This window comes from Mucilaginibacter calamicampi, assembly GCF_042676765.1.
In the GTDB taxonomy this organism is placed as follows: Bacteria; Bacteroidota; Bacteroidia; order Sphingobacteriales; family Sphingobacteriaceae; genus Mucilaginibacter; species Mucilaginibacter calamicampi.
The window spans coordinates 180,220-197,088 of sequence record NZ_JBHTHU010000006.1; the positions used below are offsets into that span (position 1 = coordinate 180,220).

Here is a 16,869-nt window from a genome sequence, read left to right on the forward strand (position 1 = left end):
CCACATAAAATGCCGCGCTTAACCTAATACGCAATACAATTGGGCCACCTTTTGTTAAAAACTCAAAATTTACTCACAAAAACAAACTAATTAGCTAAAATTTAACCGTATAAACGCTAATATTAATAACTTTGCACACGTTTTTTAACATTAGCAAATGAAAAGAGATAAACTAATATTTAAGCTGTTAGACGAAGAGCAGCAACGCCAGGAAGAAGGTTTAGAACTGATAGCATCAGAAAACTTTGTTAGCTTACAGGTTATGGAAGCCGCAGGGTCTGTTGCTACCAACAAATATGCCGAAGGTCTTCCGGGTAAGCGCTACTATGGTGGTTGCCAGATAGTTGATGAGATTGAAACCATCGCTATTGAGCGTGCCAAGCAGCTTTTCAATGCCGAGTGGGTTAACGTGCAACCACACTCAGGCGCGCAGGCTAACGCTGCGGTTATGCTGGCCTGCCTGCAACCGGGCGATAAAATATTAGGATTTGACCTTTCACACGGTGGGCACTTAACGCACGGTTCGGGTGTAAATTTCTCGGGTAAATTATACGAGCCGCATTTTTACGGTGTAAAAAAAGAGACCGGTTATGTTGATTACGACCAGCTAAAGGAAGTAGCACTGCGCGAAAAACCTAAAATGATCATCTGCGGTGCTTCGGCCTACTCGCGCGATTGGGATTATGCTTTTATTCGTAAAGTAGCCGACGAGGTTGGCGCTTTGGTTTTGGCTGATATATCTCACCCTGCAGGCTTAATTGCCCGTGGTTTGTTGACAGACCCGCTGCCGCATTGCCATATTGTTAGCACAACAACCCACAAAACTTTGCGCGGCCCGCGTGGCGGCCTTATTATGATGGGTAAAGACTTTGAGAACCCATGGGGCCTTAAAACACCTAAAGGCGAGATCAGAATGATGTCTAACCTGTTAGATATGGCTGTGTTTCCTGGTACCCAAGGCGGTCCGTTGGAGCATATTATTGCTGCTAAAGCGGTAGCTTTTGCAGAGGCATTGTCTGACAGTTATTTGAAATACATAGTTCAGGTTAAAAAGAATGGCGCGGCTATTGCTGAAGCTTTTACAAGCAGAGGTTATGAGATCGTTTCGGGTGGTACAGATAATCATTTGGTGCTTATAGATCTGCGCAACAAGGGAGTAACCGGTAAGGCTGCAGAGAACGCGCTGGTTAAGGCAGATATCACCATCAACAAAAATATGGTGCCGTTTGATGATAAGTCGCCGTTTGTAACTTCGGGCATACGTATTGGCACAGCTGCCGTTACTACCCGTGGCATGAAAGAGAAACAAATGGAAGCTATTGTTGCCTTGGTTGACGAAGTAATAATGGACCCTGAAAACGAACTTTCTTTAAATAAAATACGTAAAAAGGTGCATAAGCTAACGGAGCAATTTCCGTTATATAGCGACAAGGGAAAAGAGTAATGATTAAGCAGCAGGAGATCCGGCCAGATATAGAAGCTAAGCGTTTAGCCGCGCTTAACTCCTATAATGTTATGGATTCCCTGCCTGAAAAGGAATACGACGCCATTACGCGCCTGGCATCCTATATATGCCAGGTGCCTATTGCGCTCATCACCCTGCTTGATGAAGAAAGGCAATGGTTCAAATCATCCATCGGGCTTGATATTGACCAAACCACCCGCGCAGATGCCTTCTGCAACTACACCATCCTTGATAATGATATATTAGAGGTAGATGATGCTACAACGGACGAAAGGTTTAAAAATAACCCCTTTGTTACCGGCAGCGCGCACATCCGGTTCTATGCAGGTGCCCCGCTTATTGACCCTGATGGCCATCGTCTGGGTTCTTTATGTGTAATTGATACTGTTCCGCATCAACTGAACGATCAGCAGCGGGATGCTTTACGCACACTTGCCGACGAGGTAATGTCACATTTAATGTTGCGTAAGCAGAAACAGGCATTAGAAGCATCGCTTGAGGCACACAAAGAATTTTATAATCTTTTTAACACCTCGCCAGAGATACATTACATAGCCGGAGCCGACTCAAACATCGAATTTATTAATGATGCCGTAACCACTATTTTAGGTTACACGCCCCAGCAAGCCCTGGGCCGTTCGTTATGGGAGTTTGTGGTTAGTAAAAACCGCGAGCAGTTTTTACCCCTTATTGAAATGGCGGTTGAAACAGGCCGTTCTTTTGAGTTAGAAACAGAAACGATCACTGCAACCGGCGAAGCTAAGTGGATAGGATGGTGCGCTATACATAAAGGGGGCAAATGGTACGCCAGCGGGCGCGATATCACCTATCAAAAACAACTAACAAAAGAGTTGGAGCAGCTATCGCTTGTAGCCAGTAATATGATAAATGGCTGCAGTATAAGCGATGCCAATGACAGTGTTGTATGGATAAATAATGCCTTTAGCAGTATAACCGGATATGATCTGGCCGATGTAGCGGGCAAGCGCCTTCGCGATGTTTTTGTGCCCGATGCCGGCAATACCACAAGCGTTAAGGATTATAACCAGAAGATACAGTCAAAAAAATCATACTCTGTACATGTAAACGCCACCCGCAAGGATGGCCAACAGATATGGTTGTCTGTTATTACATCAGTTATTTATGATAAGAAAGGCGATGTGGAAAAGTACATCCGCATAATTTCAGACATAACAGCGCGAAAGACTACACAGCAGGATCTGGAGATACTATCATTCGCTGCCCATAAATCGCCTACCGGTATGCTTACCCGCGACGCGGAAGGGCACGTTATGTGGATGAATGAAGCGGTAGAGAGGATAACCGGTTATACCCTCGCAGAAATGAAGGGTAAGAAGTTTGGCACTACATTGCTTGGGCCCGATACGGATATGAAGGTGTTTGAAGATGCCTTTAAGGCGTTTTATGAAAAACGGTCTTACGATGTTGAGATACTTATTTACCGCAAAGACGGAGCGCCCAGATGGGTGGCATTATCCAATAGCCCGCTGCTGAATGATGCCGGCGACGTTGAACGGCAGGTAGGTACAATGTCTGACATAACCGACCGTAAACACGCAGCCGATGAACTTAAACTACTATCGCTGGTGGCCAGCAGTACCAACAGCGGGGTGGTTATTAATAATCGTGCAGGGCAAATAGAGTGGGTAAATTCTGCTTTTGAGAAAATTACAGGCTATAACCTGAAAGACGTTGAGCAAAAATTTCTGGGTGACGTTTTGCAGGGCGAGCTTACCGATACAAACATTATACAAAGCGCCCGCGAGCTATCTAAAAACAAAAAATCATTTGAGGTTGATCTGCTGGCTTACCGTAAAGACCGCAAACCGATGTGGATCTCGGTCATCAACTCCATCATTTTGGATAAGAATGGCGAGATTGAGCGATATATAGAAGTAATTATTGATATAAGCGCCAAAAAGAAGGTGGAGCTGGAGTTGATAGCCGCTAAAGAAGAAGCCATGCAACTTAGCCGCGCTAAGGATATGTTTATATCTGTAATGAGTCATGAGATACGCACGCCACTCAACGCGGTTATCGGCATGTCGCACCTGTTGCAGGATGGTAGTCCGGATCCGATGCAAAAGGAAAATCTGGATATTCTGAAATTCTCCGCAGAGAATTTGATGCTGTTGATCAATGATGTGCTTGACTTTACCAAGATAGAAACGGGTAATATTGAGTTGGAAAGAACCAACGTTGACCTGCGCGACCTGGTGCATAGCATTACCGGATCTATGCAGTTTAAAACGCAGGAAAAACAGATAAGCCTTACAGAGAAAATAGATAAAAACATACCTGATACAGTTATAGGCGACAGAACGCGCTTATCGCAGATCTTGCTTAACCTGATAAGCAACGCGGTTAAATTTACCGATGCAGGAGGCGTTACCGTTGAGCTAAAAGTAATTGAGCAAAACGATAACGAGGCCCGTATTAGATTTGCCGTTACCGATACAGGAATTGGTATAGCAAATAACAAATTAAATACGATATTTGAGACGTTTAAACAAGCCGAAGCCGATACCACCCGTAAATACGGCGGCACAGGTTTGGGTTTGGCCATAAGCAAAAGGCTGATTGAATTGCACGATTCGCGCATTAACGTTGACAGCGACTTGGGTAAAGGCTCAACCTTTTGGTTTACAGTAACATTTAAAAAGGCAGATAGAAACGAATATAACAACATTGACGTGGAAACAGGTTTAAATATTAAGGTGCTGGTAGTTGATGATAACCAGATAAACCGCTTACTTATCAATAAAATATTGACAAAGTGGGGAGCCACAATTGACTTTGCCGAAAACGGGCTGCAAGCCGTTAACAAGGTGGAGACGAATAAAAATTATGATGTTGTTTTGATGGATATCCACATGCCCGAAATGGGCGGGTTGGAAGCTACGCAGGTAATACGCTCAAAAGCCGACCCTTATTTTAAACAATTGCCTATAATAGCGCTAACCGCATCTATGCTTACCAATCAAATGGGCCAAATAAACGAAGCGGGTATGAACGACTATATACTGAAGCCATTTGAACCCAAAACACTGTTTGAAAAATTGAGCAGGTATCAAAAGGGATAGTTGATTAGAGATTAGTTGATTAGTGATTGGTTTAAAATACCTTCTTTAATCGTGTTTATTTAACTACTTTCTCAACTTCGTCACGATAGTTTCTGCCTATCGGGATTTGATGCTCTCCAATAACTATTCTGTTTCGTTCAAGTATTTTGATAAAGGAGCGGCTTACCAGAAAAGATTTATGCACCCTTATAAAAAGATCCGGAGGGAACATTTCCTGTACCGTCTTTATCGATCCCTTTACCACTATTTTTTCATCTTTAGTATGGATGATGGCATAATCCTTTAAGCCCTGAACGTGTGTAATCCGTTCAAAATAAAGTTTGATCCTTTTTACGCCGCTTTTAACAAAAATAAATTCAGGGGCGGCTTCTTCAACCTCCAGTTGAGTATTCTGAGTTTTTAGCGAAATAAAATCTTTCACCTTACCCATCGCGGCTGAAAACCTTTTAAAAGATATAGGTTTTAACAAAAAATCAATTACCCCTAATTCAAAGCCCTCAAAAGCGTAGTCGCGGTAAGCAGTTGTAAAAATAGTCAGGGGCGGATCAGGCAGTTGTTTTAGTAGCTCTATTCCTGTCATCTCCGGCAATTCAATATCCAACATTAAAACATCTGCCTGGTTATTTTTCAGGTGGCGTAAGGCATCGCCAGCCTTGCTGAATAGCCAAACTGCATGTCCCTCCTCCAGTTTTGTTAAGTGGCCGGCAATAACTTCAAGCGCCAGCGGCTCATCATCAATAACCACAATTTTTAGCATAGTTCAACATTTAAAGCTTAAGCACCAACTTAGCCAAAAAGACGTTGCTTTTTTCGTTAAGTTCAAGTTGGTGCCTATCGGGATACAATAGTAACAGCCTCTTTTTTAAGTTATTTAAGCCTATGCCGCCCCTGTTCTCTTTGGTAATTGCCGGCGGTTTAGCGTTTTCTATAATTACTGTCAAAGTTGATCCAACAAGTTCAATGTCAACAGTCAGCCAGTTATCTTCTGTCTGCTTACTCATTCCATGTTTAAAGGCATTCTCTACCAGGGGTAACAAAAGCAGGGGGGCTATCTCATGCCCGCTTAATTCAGCATTTATATTTAATTGTATAGCAGCCGTCTCGCTAAACCGGAGGCGTTCCAATGAAATATAGTTATTCAGATAATTAACTTCCTTCTCCAGTGAAACCTTTTCATCTGTACTATCATAGAGCATGTATTCCATCATGTCTGACAGCTTTAAAACTACATCCGGCGCAAGCTCAGATTTTTTTAGGGTTAAAGCATACAGGTTATTCAATATGTTGAACAAAAAGTGCGGGTTAACCTGGGCGCGAAGGAACTCAATTTCCGCGTTCAGTTTCTCCAGGCTGATCCTTTGATTTTCTACCGTGATCTTTTGGATGATAAGCTGCTGTCCGTACCAATCTAAACTCAGTTTAATGGCAAGCATTACCCCGAGGTACCATAAGGTGGTAAAGAAATTATAAGATAAGGCCGCCATTAAACGTGAGGTAGGCATTGGGCCTATAACATAACCATACAGGTAAAAATCAAACAGACTTTGCGCTGCCAGATAGCCAATAACTGAAAGCAGCACCGCCAGGCAATAGGCACCGTATTTCTTTTTAAGCAGGTACTTAGGTAAAAAGTATTGCAGGTTAAGATAGGCTACCACCATAAGCAAAGAGATGCGAACGGTTACACAAGCCACAAAATAGGGCATGCTTGCTTTATAAATAAGATATCTTTTGTCGAAAATAAAGAAACCCGTAACCAACAGCCAATAGCCCAAATGGATCACATTGTTTCTCAATGAGCCCTTTCTGGCTGAATGTAACTGATTTAACGCTATGCCCGGGCCTTCCATTTCTTTCAGTTGGATGATCGTCTGTTAAAGGTATAGCTGTGCAACTCGTTCCCGGTGTATAACTGTCCGTCTTTGTTCTGTAGAAAAAGCACATTATGATCGCCAACAAACAGCAAAATGGCAGGGTCTGAAGTAGAAGGGCTGAGGCGATAAATAATAATATTAGGTTGTGATGGTGATCCTTTGATAATTGCCCAGTTGCCGTCGACCGCGTTTTGGCGCTTGTCTGTTCTTTCTATTGTAAATGTTGTTGGCGATAGCGTTGTTGGGTCTCTGCGGAGTGTGAGTTTCCACTTCAACTTAAAACAGTCTGCAGCTACATTAAAACCATTATCCCCGGCAATCTCCCAGCATGGCGTTCTGGCATCAAAAATAATAGTGGTCGCCTTATCCGTCGGCGCGAAGGCAGTGCTTACTAATGAGGTTAAAATGTTTGGTGATTTAACAATGCTCTCCCGGTTCAACGAGTAGCTGTAATCTCCTCCCCCTGATAACAACGTCCGCTCTTTAGAAAGTATTTGAAAAATATTTTCGTTTATTTTTAATAAGGAAATTGGGGTCGTCAACTTATCGCTCTGCAAGCGATAAACCATCCCGCTAACGTTTTCAATTTGCTCCGTTTGAATAACGTAACTGCCATGTAGGGTTCTTTTTTGGCCGCCATTAACAAACCCGGTAGTGTTGGGCTGCGATTGGCCAAAGTTCAGATCCAGATCAAATGTTTGTTTGCCTGCGCCCTCGTCTTTCAATACTATTTTCCATTTAATAAATTCGGCATCAGCGCCGGGCGTGATATTAAGTACCGACCCGATATACGAGTTACAAGGCGTGGAGCCAACCAGCGTTATACCCGGAGAAAAGGAACCCGCTTTGCATGCAGTTACCAAAAGCATGTTTCCTAAAAGGCTGATAAATAGAATAACGATCTTTTTCATGTTTGTTAAATTTACTGTTTTTTACAAAGCCAAAGGCTGAATGTAAAGGAACAAACCAAACCTTTACTTGAAAAATTAAGTAGACCAACTACCGGAATAATAGATAAAGATTGAGATCTAAGCCCAAATCAATAATTCAAAATTAAGTCTACTCCGCATAGGCAATGGTAGCGATACTTAATTTTACTCCTTCAATTTTAAGCAGCTCTATTCCGCAGGCTTCTAATGTTGAGCCGGTAGTAACGGTATCATCAACTAATAGGATGTGTTTGTTGATCAACTGACCGGGATTGCTCACTGCAAAAACTTCCTGCATGTTTTCAAACCTTGCAAAGCGCGATTTATGGGTTTGCGTGTCGGTATGCCTTATTCTTATCAGATTGTTTTCTAACATCTCCGCGTTCAACTTTTCTGCCAGACCTTCGCCAAAACAGGCACTTTGGTTGTAACCACGTTCTTTTAGCCTGCGTTTATGCAATGGTACCGGAATAATGTAGTCTATCTGTTTGAATGCCCCGCTTTTTAGTAATTGTTCGCCCGCTATTGCTCCCAGCACCTGGCCTATTTGCGGCATGTTTTTATACTTTAAATGATGCAGCAGGTTCTGCACTTTGCCGCCTTTGCTAAAAAAGTACATGGCATAAGCTGCTTCAATATTAAGCTTACCCCAAAACTGGCGCGCTACCACATTATCCGGCTGTAAATGAAAATTGGTGAAAGGTAAACTATAGCGGCAATCTGTGCAGATAACGTGCTCATTAGCCATCAAGGCCTCGCCGCAGGCGGGGCAAAGGTGCGGGAAGAGCAACGCGGAAAAATCTGCCAGATAGCGACTAAGCACATTCATGGCGTTAAGATAAGCGTTTGTTTTGATTGGCGAATTTGATTTTAAAAACAAGACGGGCCGTGCTGAAATAAATTCGGAATGGCGAATTTATGGCTATAAACTTAAGCGCTTTCCTTCTGCAAAAGCTTAATATCCTGCACCAGCATATCTATCTCTACAGCAAGCGAAGCATTATAAACCCCTCGTATCCTGCCTTTAGTATCAATCAGCACGACGTTTTCGGTATGTAAAAACTCGTCAGGCTTTTTGCCATAACCGCCCGCTTCATCAGCAAAATAGGCGCGGCGGGCAAGCGCGTAGGTTGCGTCCCTGTCGCCTGTAAGCAAAAGCCAGGTTTTATTATCAATGTGCCGGTCATTGGCATATTTTTTTAAGGCCGGCACATTATCCTTTAACGGTGTTACCGAATGCGAAAGGATAAGCACGTTTTCGTTGTTTTTAAATGCACTTTGCACTTTTTCTAAATTGTCCATCATGGCCGGGCAAACGTTTTTGCATGATGCAAAGAAGAAATTAGCCACATATATTTTACCCGCTGTGGTTGTATTAGTAACAGGCTCGCCAAGCTGATCTGTAAAATTAAAAGCCGGAATGGTGTGGATCTTATCATACCCCTCATCACCTGGCTGCAGCCATACCGGGGTAAAATCGGGTGTGTTATAAAATGGCAGGTTGTCCTGTTGTTGGCTGCAACCAATAAAGGCCATCAGGAATAAAACAAAACCAAGCAGTTTAGCACTCTTCATTTTTTATAGATATTCTTACAAAGCTTCCGTCCTATTAAACCATATTGGCGGTTATCCTTAACAACATAATTGGCCCTTACGGTACCATCATCCCACCACATTTGCTGCCGGCCTTGCTCGTGCCCGTTTTTATAATTAAATTCCCGGTAAAGCTTATTGTTGGTGAACCATTCCTTCGCCGCTCCCTCATGTTCATCATCAACAAAATGGTATTCAAATTTGGGGTTGCCATTGGGCCACCACCCTTTATGAATGCCCTGTTTTTCGCCTGATACAAAAAGCCGTTCCTGCTCGGGTTGTTGGTTTGCATACCAGGTTTTCATAATTCCCTCCATTTTACCGCCATAATAGGGAATCTCTTTGGCGCGGTTACCGTTATCAAAATTCTCAAACAACCAGCCTGTATAGGCCTGTTTTTTATAATATAAATAGCCGTTCATGTAAACCAGATCTGGGTCGGTTGTGGCAACCCACGTATCTGAAATGGCTTTTGGCTTTGTGCTGCTATAAAAGGTTAACCCTACAATGGCCGCCCAAAACAGCAACAACCATTTATTGAGAGACTGTACCTGCTGTTCCATAAAACTGATTTCCGTTAATATAGGGATCGGTAGCTGTGGTGTGATAGTGATAGATGCCTGCAGGATAATCTGCTGTAACAGCCACATGCCCGTGATATACATCCAGATCTGCATTGGTTACAGCTTTACCACCTTCATTAGGACCGTAAACCGGGAAGCCATCCAGCAGGAAGCCCATCAGTGCGTCCTTGCCTTTTTGCGCCGTAAGATAGTAGGGTTCAGCATGGTAATGATACATGCCCTGCTGTTGCGGGTGGCCGTAGTATTGATCAAAGCTATTGATCTCGCCCGTTAATGGCGACCCGCCTGCCGCGTACTGATTAAATATTGGTACACCGTTAACAGCCACGCCCATTGGCCCCATTGGCGTTGAGGTATGCGTAGCGGCTACGGTTGGGTTAAGCGGTATTTTAAACGTAACGGTAGATTCGGCAATTACGTTCGGGTTTTGGTTCCATAAAGAATTAGTGCCATTATAGGCCTCATATTGCGTTGCCGCCCACTTAGTGCCTTTATAGTATGGCGATTTATGATCTGGCAGGGTAGTGGTTTTAATCACAATGTAACTGCCGTCTTTGTAAACCTCTTTGGCGTTGTATATTTTCTTATAAACCGCAGGCACATCTGCACCGTAGGATGGGGTAATGCTGGTAGACGTTGTGCTGCCGTCGGTAGTGTCGGTAGTATTATCTTTTTTGCAGGATATTATCGCTATAAAAAATGCGCTAACACCTAATAACAGTAAAACAGGCTTGGTTCTCATAACAAAAGGAATTTATATCATTAGAAGCCTGTTGATATAAATTCCTTCGGGTGGATGAAATATTTTTAATTATTGCCCTGGTGGCGGCGGAAAGCCTTCTCCGGGCGGCGGGCCCTCACCGTTCGGTGGTCCCTGTCCTGGGGGCGGGCCTTGCCCGTCGCGGGGCGGCGGCATGCCGTTTGGCCCCATTCTGCCACGGGGCGGCCCTCCCATCATACGCAGCGCATCTTTTATAACGCCGTCAAATTTTTTCTGTTGTTGTGCATTAAGTATGCTTCTCAATTCCCTAAAATGGAGCAAAGTAGCTTTCTCTAACTGGGTTTGATTAAAGGCAATTTGTCCTTCCAGCCTGGTAGCCGTCGGGGTGTCTAAATCAGGTGTATTAATATAGTTAAAAAGCGAGTCGTGCAGTTTACGGTTGGCGTCATTTAAGGCGCGGGTGGTTGCAAAATGGCTTATCCGCATTTTTTCATACGCCTCGTCCTGTTCTTTAGTCAGACCGAGTTCTTTTTTCAGAAACTCATGCGCGCGTTGCGGCGGTCCGTTCTGCCCGGGGCCTTTGCCCCGCTGAAACCAGAAAACCGCTAAAAGCGCGCAGTTTACCAGCACCAGTACAATCACTATCGTTATTAATAATCTAACACTTTTCATAATGTGTATTTAATAATTTCCTGAACTACTGCTCAAGCCATATGCACTGGCAAAAGCGTCAACACCGGTAGCGGTTGATGCTGTGTCGGCACTTTTGTTGTTCAATACATAAAAGCTTACGCAGTTTATACCAACAAACATTAACAACACAACTGCCAGCCTTAGCAGCAGTTTGTTGTAGGCGGGTGATAAGCCATGCCTGCGGTTTTGCATACGTTGCCATGCCTTTGCCGCCAGGAAATCATTAGCGTCTACCTGCTGCAGGTTGTCCAGACTGTGTAAGGCTCTCTCGGCCAGTTGTTCAATTTCTTCCCTATTGTTCATAACGATGAATAATAATCTGTCAATAATTTTTTAAGGTTAGCCTTGGCGCGCATCAATAACGATTCAACCGCGCCTTCTTTTATTCCCATTACTTCAGCAATCTTTTGCTGACTCATATCCTGTACTTTTTGCAGTATAAATGCCGTTTTCTGATTTTCAGAAAGCTGATTTATAGCCCCGAATAATATTGCCGATCGCTCTTTATTTTCGGCCAATACACCGGGATGGGCAAAGTCGGCAGGCTCATGCAGCGGCGCATTATCCGGTCCGAAAAGGCTGGTTAAAAACCCCATTCTTTTTTTTCGGTTTTTATGCCGGGTAAAATCATGCGATTGCGTAATGCTAATGCGATAGATCCAGGTGCTAAGCTTACTTTGTTGTTTAAATTTGCCGATACTCTCAAAAACCTTTATAAAAACATCCTGCGTAACATCTTCAGCATCGTGCGTGTTTTGCACAAAGCCCAATACCGTGTTATACACCATTTTTTTATAGGTGTTAACCAGTAATTTAAAGGCATTTTCATCGCCTTTAATCAGGTAAGCAACTAGCTCTTGCTCCGTCAATGTTTAAATTTCTGCTGGGTTAGACGATGATTGAAATAATTTCCTTCGGTCTAATTTAGAGATTAGTTATTAAAGATTGAAGATTAGTTGATTGGAGATTGGTTGATTCGATTTAGTTTTAGCTTGGGTATTACTAGTAAACTAATCTCTAGTCTTCGATCAACTAACCCCATCCTTAATAGCCAGTTGTCCGCAAGCAGCATCAATATCTTTACCACGGCTGCGGCGCAGGTGGGTGTTTACGCCCTGTTTGCGCAGGTATTCGGCAAAGGCATCAACGCGGTCCTCGCCGGCGTTAATGTAGTCTGCAAAAGCAATGGGATTATATTCAATGATGTTTACTTTGCACGGCAAATGCTTGCAAAAGCGGGCCAGCTCTGCAGCATCCTGCAAGGTATCATTAACACCATCAAAAATTATATACTCGTAAGTTACGGGGTTTTTGGTTTTGGCGTAGTAGTATTTTAAAGCTTCGGCCAGAGCTTTTAATGAGTTTTGCTCATTAATGGGCATAATGGTATTTCGCTTTTCATCATTAGCGGCGTGTAAAGACAGGGCAAGGTTAAACTTTACGTTATCATCCCCCAGCTTCTTTATCATTTTAGCAATTCCGGCGGTTGAAACGGTAATACGTTTGGCCGCCATATTCAAACCTTCTTCAGAAGTAAGCTTTTCTATCGAGTCTAAAACATTTTTGTAGTTAAGCAAAGGCTCGCCCATGCCCATGTAAACAATGTTACTTAAAGGGATGCCATAATTTTCGCGCGCCTGTTTGTCTATCAACACCACCTGGTCGTAAATTTCGTCGGCGTTAAGGTTTCGCTTGCGCTCCATATATCCGGTTGCGCAAAATTTACAGGTAAGGCTACAACCCACTTGCGAGGATACGCAAGCAGTCATTCTCTCGGGCGTTGGTATTAAAACACCCTCAATTAAATGGTTATCGTGTAAAATGAAAGAATTTTTTATAGTTTTATCAGCACTAAACTGCGAATTATTGATCCGTACATTATTTATGGTGAATTTTTCTTCCAGTTTGGTACGAAGTTCTTTTGAAATATTGCTCATCTCGTCAAACGAAAAGCATGATTTTTTCCATAGCCATTCATATACCTGTTTAGCGCGAAAGCCTTTTTCGTTCATTTTCGAAAAATGCTTTTGCAGGCTTTCCAGGCTCAGGCTGCGGATATCTATCTTTTCTTTAACGCTGTTCACGCTGCAAAAATACAAAATTTAAAAAGGGTATTTTTAAATCAATTGGTTAAAAACAATTAACTTTTAATTATTGTTTTTAACTTTATTGTGCGGTAGTTAACGAGGTGCGTAAATGTTAAGTTACGATACATGAAAATTTTTAGAGCCGATTACGTTTTTCCTGTTAATGCCGATCCAATTAGAAACGGAGCAATTGTTGTAAGTGACGATGGTAAGATCATCTCAGTAGCAGAAGACATTCCACCTGATTACGCCAATATCCCCGTAGAACAACTTAGCGGTATTATTTGCCCCGGCTTTATAAACACGCATTGTCACGTAGAACTTTCTCATCTTAAAGGCAAAATAAACGATGGAGAAGGATTGATCTCGTTCATCCAGAATATACAGTTACACAGAAATTCTACCCAGCAGGAGATTGAAGACGCGGCCCTTGCTGCCGACCAGGCCATGTATGATAATGGCATTGTGGCCGTTGGCGATATATCAAACAGCGATGTTACAATTGGCTTAAAATCAAAAAGTAAGCTATACTACCATACCTTTGTTGAGGCTTTTGCGTTTGTACCCCAACAGGCGGATGAAGTATTTAATAAGGCACTAAGGCTGTTAAACCAATTCAAGCCACAGCCTTGTTCTATAACTCCGCATGCTCCATATTCCGTATCAAAAGAGTTGTTCAGGCTGCTTAAAAAATATTCAGACGGCAACAAAAATCTACTGAGTATTCATAACCAGGAATGCGAGGACGAAAACAAATTTTTTAGGTATAAGCTTGGCCAGTTTAATGATCTGTATGCTCATTTTGGTATTGATATTAGTTTTTTTAAACCGCAGGCGCGTAACTCTTTGCAATCTGTATTGCCGTTACTGTCAAGCAAGCAGGATATTTTACTGGTGCATAACACCTGTACTAACTTAAAGGATATTTATTTTATTAAGCGGTTTGAGCATAAAATACACTGGTGCTTTTGCCCCAACGCTAATATATATATTGAAGGTACGCTGCCTAAAATAGATCTGTTCATAGATCAGGGTTTTAACATTACGCTGGGTACTGATAGTCTGGCATCAAACTATAAACTTTGTATTTTAAGCGAAATGGCTACGCTGCAAAAGCATTTTCCATCTTTATCGTTAGACCGTTTACTGGAATGGGGCACAATTAATGGAGCCAAATTTTTAGGTATTGATAAAGAAAAGGGTACTATAGCATATGGCAAAACCCCCGGCCTTAACCTGATAACCGGTTTGGACAACCTTAAAATAACAGCTGAAACCAAGGTGAGGCGGTTGATATAGCCCCCTCTAAACGGCGAAGCCCTCATTGACACCCAAAAACAAACACCCGTCAATAATCTCCCCCGGAAGGGGAGACTTTTGATAGTTTTATTTAGTTTTGACTGAAATTAAAGTCCTCCCTACCGGGGAGGATTTAGGAGGGGCTTAATGAAACATCTAAACATAACCATAAAAGGCGTAGTGCAAGGCGTATCTTTTCGTGCAACGGCAAAAGCGGTGGCAGATCAGTTAGGCGTTCGCGGTATTGTGAAGAACCAACCGGATGGCAGCGTTTTTATAGAAGCCGAAGGCGACCCCGTTTTGCTGGATATGTTTTTAGATTTTTGTAAAGAAGGCCCGGAATACGGCCAGGTAGACTCCGTTGAAACTAATGAGGGCGAATTAAAAAACTATCGTAATTTTGAAGTATTAAAAAGAGGATTGTTTAAATAACATTACTCAATCCCGTTGTGCCGCATTTATTTCGGCATCCCACGCGGCGGTAAATGCGGATATGATGGGATGCTGAAACAAGTTCAGCATGACATAGGCTTAAATTACACATATTTCTATTGTCAACAGCTAAAAAATTTGCCAGTCAAACAGCTATTTATGGTTTAAGTACCATAGTTCAGCGTTTACTAAGTTCATTGCTCACGCCTCTTTTTACGTGGGCGTATTTACCCAAGGCATATAGCATATTTAGCACCATGTTTGCCTGGGCTTCTATTTTCCAGGCATTGCTGGCATTTGGCATGGAGACTACTTTTTTCAGATACCTTAATAAGTTTCCGGATAATAAAAAGCAGGTTTATAACAACGGGTTCTGGGTTATCTTCAGCGTGTCGGTTTTCTTTTTACTGTTAACCGTTCCATTTACTTACACCCTTGCCGGCCTTATAAAAATAGGTAAGGAAATCCCTCAAACAGAATTTGCGCTTTATATAAAGTACTTTATAGCCATACTTATATTAGATGCCTGGTGCGTTATACCCTTTGCTAAATTACGCGCCGATGGGCGCCCCATAAAATATGGCATTATCAAAATAGTTAACATCGTAATAACAGTATCGTTAAACGTAATATTCATTTTGGTGATACCTTACTGGCTAAAGCATCATTTTTTTGGATCGGAATGGATGGCGGGCTGGTACGTGCATGGTTGGGTTGCCTATGCCTTTCTCGCTAATCTGGTAGCAAGCGCTGTTACGCTTTTAATGCTTTTACCTGAGCTGTTGGAGTTGCAGTTAAAATTTGATAAGGTGATGTTTGGGCAGATGCTGGTTTACAGCGCACCTATCTTAATAGCCAACCTATCGTTTATTGTAAATGAGAATTTAGATAAGATATTGTTAGGTAAACTGCTGCCGCCTGATATAAGCGAGCGTGATTTAGGCATTTACTCCGGATGCGCAAGGCTATCCATTTTTGCCAGCCTTTTTAACCAGGCTTTCCGTATGGGTGCCGAGCCTTTCTTTTTTAGTCATGCAAAAAATAAAAACGCCGGTCAAACTTACGCGCGCATAATGGATTATTTTGTTATTGCCATGTGTATGATGTTTGTAGGCGTGGTAGCGAATATTGAAATTTTGAAATATTACGTTAACGACAAGGCTTACTGGGTGGGTTTGCCGGTGGTTCCACCACTACTGCTTGGTTACGTAAGCCTGGGTATCTACATGAATCTTTCAGTATGGTACAAACTATCAGATCAAACGAAGTATGGTTTATATATTTCTCTTATTGGGGCAATAGTTACGGTTATACTAAATGTTGTATTCATCCCAAAATACAGCTACATGGCATCTGCATGGGCATCTTTGACCGCTTATGGCAGCATGATGATAATGTCGTACATCTGGGGCCAGAAAAACTACCCTATCCCATACAATCTTAAAAAGAACCTTGCCTATATCATTTCGTCCATCATACTCGTTTATATATCGTTCTACGTTTTTAATCGTAACATTTTTATAGGCAATGGGCTGTTAATTGCGTTTGCATCAGTAGCTTTATACTTTGAATGGAAAAACTTAAAGTCTATTTTTATTAAATCATGACCATTCGTATTATAAACAAATCAAAAAACAGCTTACCGGCATACGAGACTTTACATGCGGCAGGTATGGACCTTCGCGCCAATCTTGAAACGTCCGTTTTGCTTAAGCCATTAGAGCGCAAACTGGTACCAACGGGTTTATTTATAGAACTGCCCGAAGGGTTTGAGGCGCAAATCCGTCCGCGCAGCGGCCTGGCCTATAAGCATGGCATAAGCATTGTAAACGCGCCCGGCACTATTGATGCTGATTACAGGGGCGAAATAGGTGTGCTGTTAGTTAATTTGTCAGATCAGGATTTTGAGATAAACCCCGGCGAGCGCATTGCGCAAATGGTTGTTGCAAAGCACGAAAGGGTAGACTGGCAGGAAGTGGAAACGCTTGCCGAAACCACAAGGGGCGCAGGAGGTTTTGGGCATACGGGTAAATAATTGATAATTAAAAAAATAGCAAATTGGGACGCGTGGCTTTGAATATATTTGGC

The 16,869-nt window shown here is 42.5% G+C and carries 17 protein-coding genes; 6 read left to right on the forward strand and 11 right to left on the reverse strand.

The features are described from left to right. The first annotated feature begins 157 nt into the window (after positions 1-157). On the forward strand, positions 158-1,444 hold the full coding sequence (locus tag ACFQZS_RS10385; RefSeq protein WP_377099911.1) for a serine hydroxymethyltransferase: 1,287 nt from the start codon (positions 158-160) through the stop codon (positions 1,442-1,444). Continuing rightward, on the forward strand, positions 1,444-4,569 hold the full coding sequence (locus ACFQZS_RS10390; RefSeq protein ID WP_377099913.1) for a PAS domain S-box protein: 3,126 nt from the start codon (positions 1,444-1,446) through the stop codon (positions 4,567-4,569). Before ACFQZS_RS10385 ends, ACFQZS_RS10390 begins: the two co-directional genes overlap by 1 nt. Before the next feature lie 55 nt (positions 4,570-4,624). Here the strand turns inward: ACFQZS_RS10390 and ACFQZS_RS10395 are convergent, their stop codons facing one another. The 11 genes from ACFQZS_RS10395 to rlmN form a co-directional block, all read right to left on the reverse strand. Beyond that, entirely contained in the window at positions 4,625-5,326 is a 702-nt protein-coding gene (locus tag ACFQZS_RS10395) for a LytR/AlgR family response regulator transcription factor (protein ID WP_377099915.1), read from the reverse strand. A gap of 10 nt (positions 5,327-5,336) precedes the next feature. Further along, positions 5,337-6,419 carry a sensor histidine kinase gene (locus ACFQZS_RS10400; RefSeq protein WP_377099917.1) on the reverse strand — a complete coding sequence of 361 codons (1,083 nt, stop codon included), beginning with the start codon at positions 6,417-6,419 and terminating at the stop codon, positions 5,337-5,339. Positions 6,420-6,424: 5 nt separating this feature from the next. Then, positions 6,425-7,354, reverse strand: a complete 930-nt coding sequence (locus ACFQZS_RS10405; RefSeq protein WP_377099919.1) for a hypothetical protein — start codon at positions 7,352-7,354, stop codon at positions 6,425-6,427. 148 nt (positions 7,355-7,502) lie between these two features. Beyond that, positions 7,503-8,201 (reverse strand): ComF family protein, encoded by a 699-nt coding sequence (locus ACFQZS_RS10410; protein ID WP_377099921.1) that lies wholly within the window; start codon positions 8,199-8,201, stop codon positions 7,503-7,505. 101 nt (positions 8,202-8,302) lie between these two features. After that, positions 8,303-8,947: an SCO family protein gene (locus ACFQZS_RS10415; protein WP_377099923.1), complete on the reverse strand. Its 645-nt coding sequence runs from the start codon at positions 8,945-8,947 to the stop codon at positions 8,303-8,305. Beyond that, the gene (locus tag ACFQZS_RS10420; protein ID WP_377099925.1) at positions 8,944-9,528 is read right to left on the reverse strand and encodes a toxin-antitoxin system YwqK family antitoxin; all 585 of its coding nucleotides are present in this window, start codon (positions 9,526-9,528) and stop codon (positions 8,944-8,946) included. Before ACFQZS_RS10420 ends, ACFQZS_RS10415 begins: the two co-directional genes overlap by 4 nt. Continuing rightward, on the reverse strand, positions 9,500-10,291 hold the full coding sequence (locus tag ACFQZS_RS10425; RefSeq protein ID WP_377099927.1) for a YHYH protein: 792 nt from the start codon (positions 10,289-10,291) through the stop codon (positions 9,500-9,502). Before ACFQZS_RS10425 ends, ACFQZS_RS10420 begins: the two co-directional genes overlap by 29 nt. A gap of 69 nt (positions 10,292-10,360) precedes the next feature. After that, positions 10,361-10,942, reverse strand: coding sequence for a Spy/CpxP family protein refolding chaperone (locus ACFQZS_RS10430; protein ID WP_377099929.1), 582 nt, complete (start codon positions 10,940-10,942; stop codon positions 10,361-10,363). Positions 10,943-10,951: 9 nt separating this feature from the next. Further along, on the reverse strand, positions 10,952-11,266 hold the full coding sequence (locus tag ACFQZS_RS10435; protein WP_377099931.1) for a hypothetical protein: 315 nt from the start codon (positions 11,264-11,266) through the stop codon (positions 10,952-10,954). Then, on the reverse strand, positions 11,263-11,832 hold the full coding sequence (locus ACFQZS_RS10440; RefSeq protein ID WP_377099932.1) for an RNA polymerase sigma factor: 570 nt from the start codon (positions 11,830-11,832) through the stop codon (positions 11,263-11,265). The genes ACFQZS_RS10435 and ACFQZS_RS10440 overlap by 4 nt, the downstream gene beginning before the upstream one ends. 159 nt (positions 11,833-11,991) lie before the next feature. Next, a complete protein-coding gene (rlmN, locus tag ACFQZS_RS10445) occupies positions 11,992-13,047 on the reverse strand; it encodes a 23S rRNA (adenine(2503)-C(2))-methyltransferase RlmN (protein ID WP_377099934.1) in 1,056 nt (351 codons plus the stop codon). Between the two features lie 129 nt (positions 13,048-13,176). Here rlmN and ACFQZS_RS10450 point away from each other — a divergent pair, with 129 nt between their 5' ends. From ACFQZS_RS10450 to dut, 4 genes are all read left to right on the forward strand, one after another. Further along, positions 13,177-14,349 (forward strand): amidohydrolase family protein, encoded by a 1,173-nt coding sequence (locus tag ACFQZS_RS10450; protein WP_377099936.1) that lies wholly within the window; start codon positions 13,177-13,179, stop codon positions 14,347-14,349. Positions 14,350-14,496: 147 nt separating this feature from the next. Further along, positions 14,497-14,781, forward strand: coding sequence for an acylphosphatase (locus ACFQZS_RS10455; RefSeq protein WP_377099938.1), 285 nt, complete (start codon positions 14,497-14,499; stop codon positions 14,779-14,781). Between the two features lie 119 nt (positions 14,782-14,900). Beyond that, entirely contained in the window at positions 14,901-16,388 is a 1,488-nt protein-coding gene (locus ACFQZS_RS10460) for an oligosaccharide flippase family protein (RefSeq protein WP_377099940.1), read from the forward strand. Continuing rightward, the gene (gene dut / locus ACFQZS_RS10465) at positions 16,385-16,816 is read left to right on the forward strand and encodes a dUTP diphosphatase (RefSeq protein ID WP_377099942.1); all 432 of its coding nucleotides are present in this window, start codon (positions 16,385-16,387) and stop codon (positions 16,814-16,816) included. Before ACFQZS_RS10460 ends, dut begins: the two co-directional genes overlap by 4 nt. Positions 16,817-16,869 lie beyond the last annotated feature (53 nt).

Excerpts from the sequence above, each read along its gene's own strand:
- ACFQZS_RS10395 (WP_377099915.1), bottom strand. The coding sequence starts at position 5,326 with ATGCTAAAAATTGTGGTTATTGATGATGAGCCGCTGGCGCTTGAAGTT.
- ACFQZS_RS10415 (WP_377099923.1), bottom strand. The coding sequence starts at position 8,947 with ATGAAGAGTGCTAAACTGCTTGGTTTTGTTTTATTCCTGATGGCCTTT.
- ACFQZS_RS10455 (WP_377099938.1), top strand. The coding sequence starts at position 14,497 with ATGAAACATCTAAACATAACCATAAAAGGCGTAGTGCAAGGCGTATCT.
- ACFQZS_RS10420 (WP_377099925.1), bottom strand. The coding sequence starts at position 9,528 with ATGGAACAGCAGGTACAGTCTCTCAATAAATGGTTGTTGCTGTTTTGG.
- ACFQZS_RS10410 (WP_377099921.1), bottom strand. The coding sequence starts at position 8,201 with ATGAATGTGCTTAGTCGCTATCTGGCAGATTTTTCCGCGTTGCTCTTC.
- ACFQZS_RS10450 (WP_377099936.1), top strand. The coding sequence starts at position 13,177 with ATGAAAATTTTTAGAGCCGATTACGTTTTTCCTGTTAATGCCGATCCA.
- ACFQZS_RS10385 (WP_377099911.1), top strand. The coding sequence starts at position 158 with ATGAAAAGAGATAAACTAATATTTAAGCTGTTAGACGAAGAGCAGCAA.
- ACFQZS_RS10430 (WP_377099929.1), bottom strand. The coding sequence starts at position 10,942 with ATGAAAAGTGTTAGATTATTAATAACGATAGTGATTGTACTGGTGCTG.
- ACFQZS_RS10400 (WP_377099917.1), bottom strand. The coding sequence starts at position 6,419 with ATGGAAGGCCCGGGCATAGCGTTAAATCAGTTACATTCAGCCAGAAAG.
- dut (WP_377099942.1), top strand. The coding sequence starts at position 16,385 with ATGACCATTCGTATTATAAACAAATCAAAAAACAGCTTACCGGCATAC.
- ACFQZS_RS10405 (WP_377099919.1), bottom strand. The coding sequence starts at position 7,354 with ATGAAAAAGATCGTTATTCTATTTATCAGCCTTTTAGGAAACATGCTT.
- ACFQZS_RS10425 (WP_377099927.1), bottom strand. The coding sequence starts at position 10,291 with ATGAGAACCAAGCCTGTTTTACTGTTATTAGGTGTTAGCGCATTTTTT.
- ACFQZS_RS10390 (WP_377099913.1), top strand. The coding sequence starts at position 1,444 with ATGATTAAGCAGCAGGAGATCCGGCCAGATATAGAAGCTAAGCGTTTA.
- ACFQZS_RS10435 (WP_377099931.1), bottom strand. The coding sequence starts at position 11,266 with ATGAACAATAGGGAAGAAATTGAACAACTGGCCGAGAGAGCCTTACAC.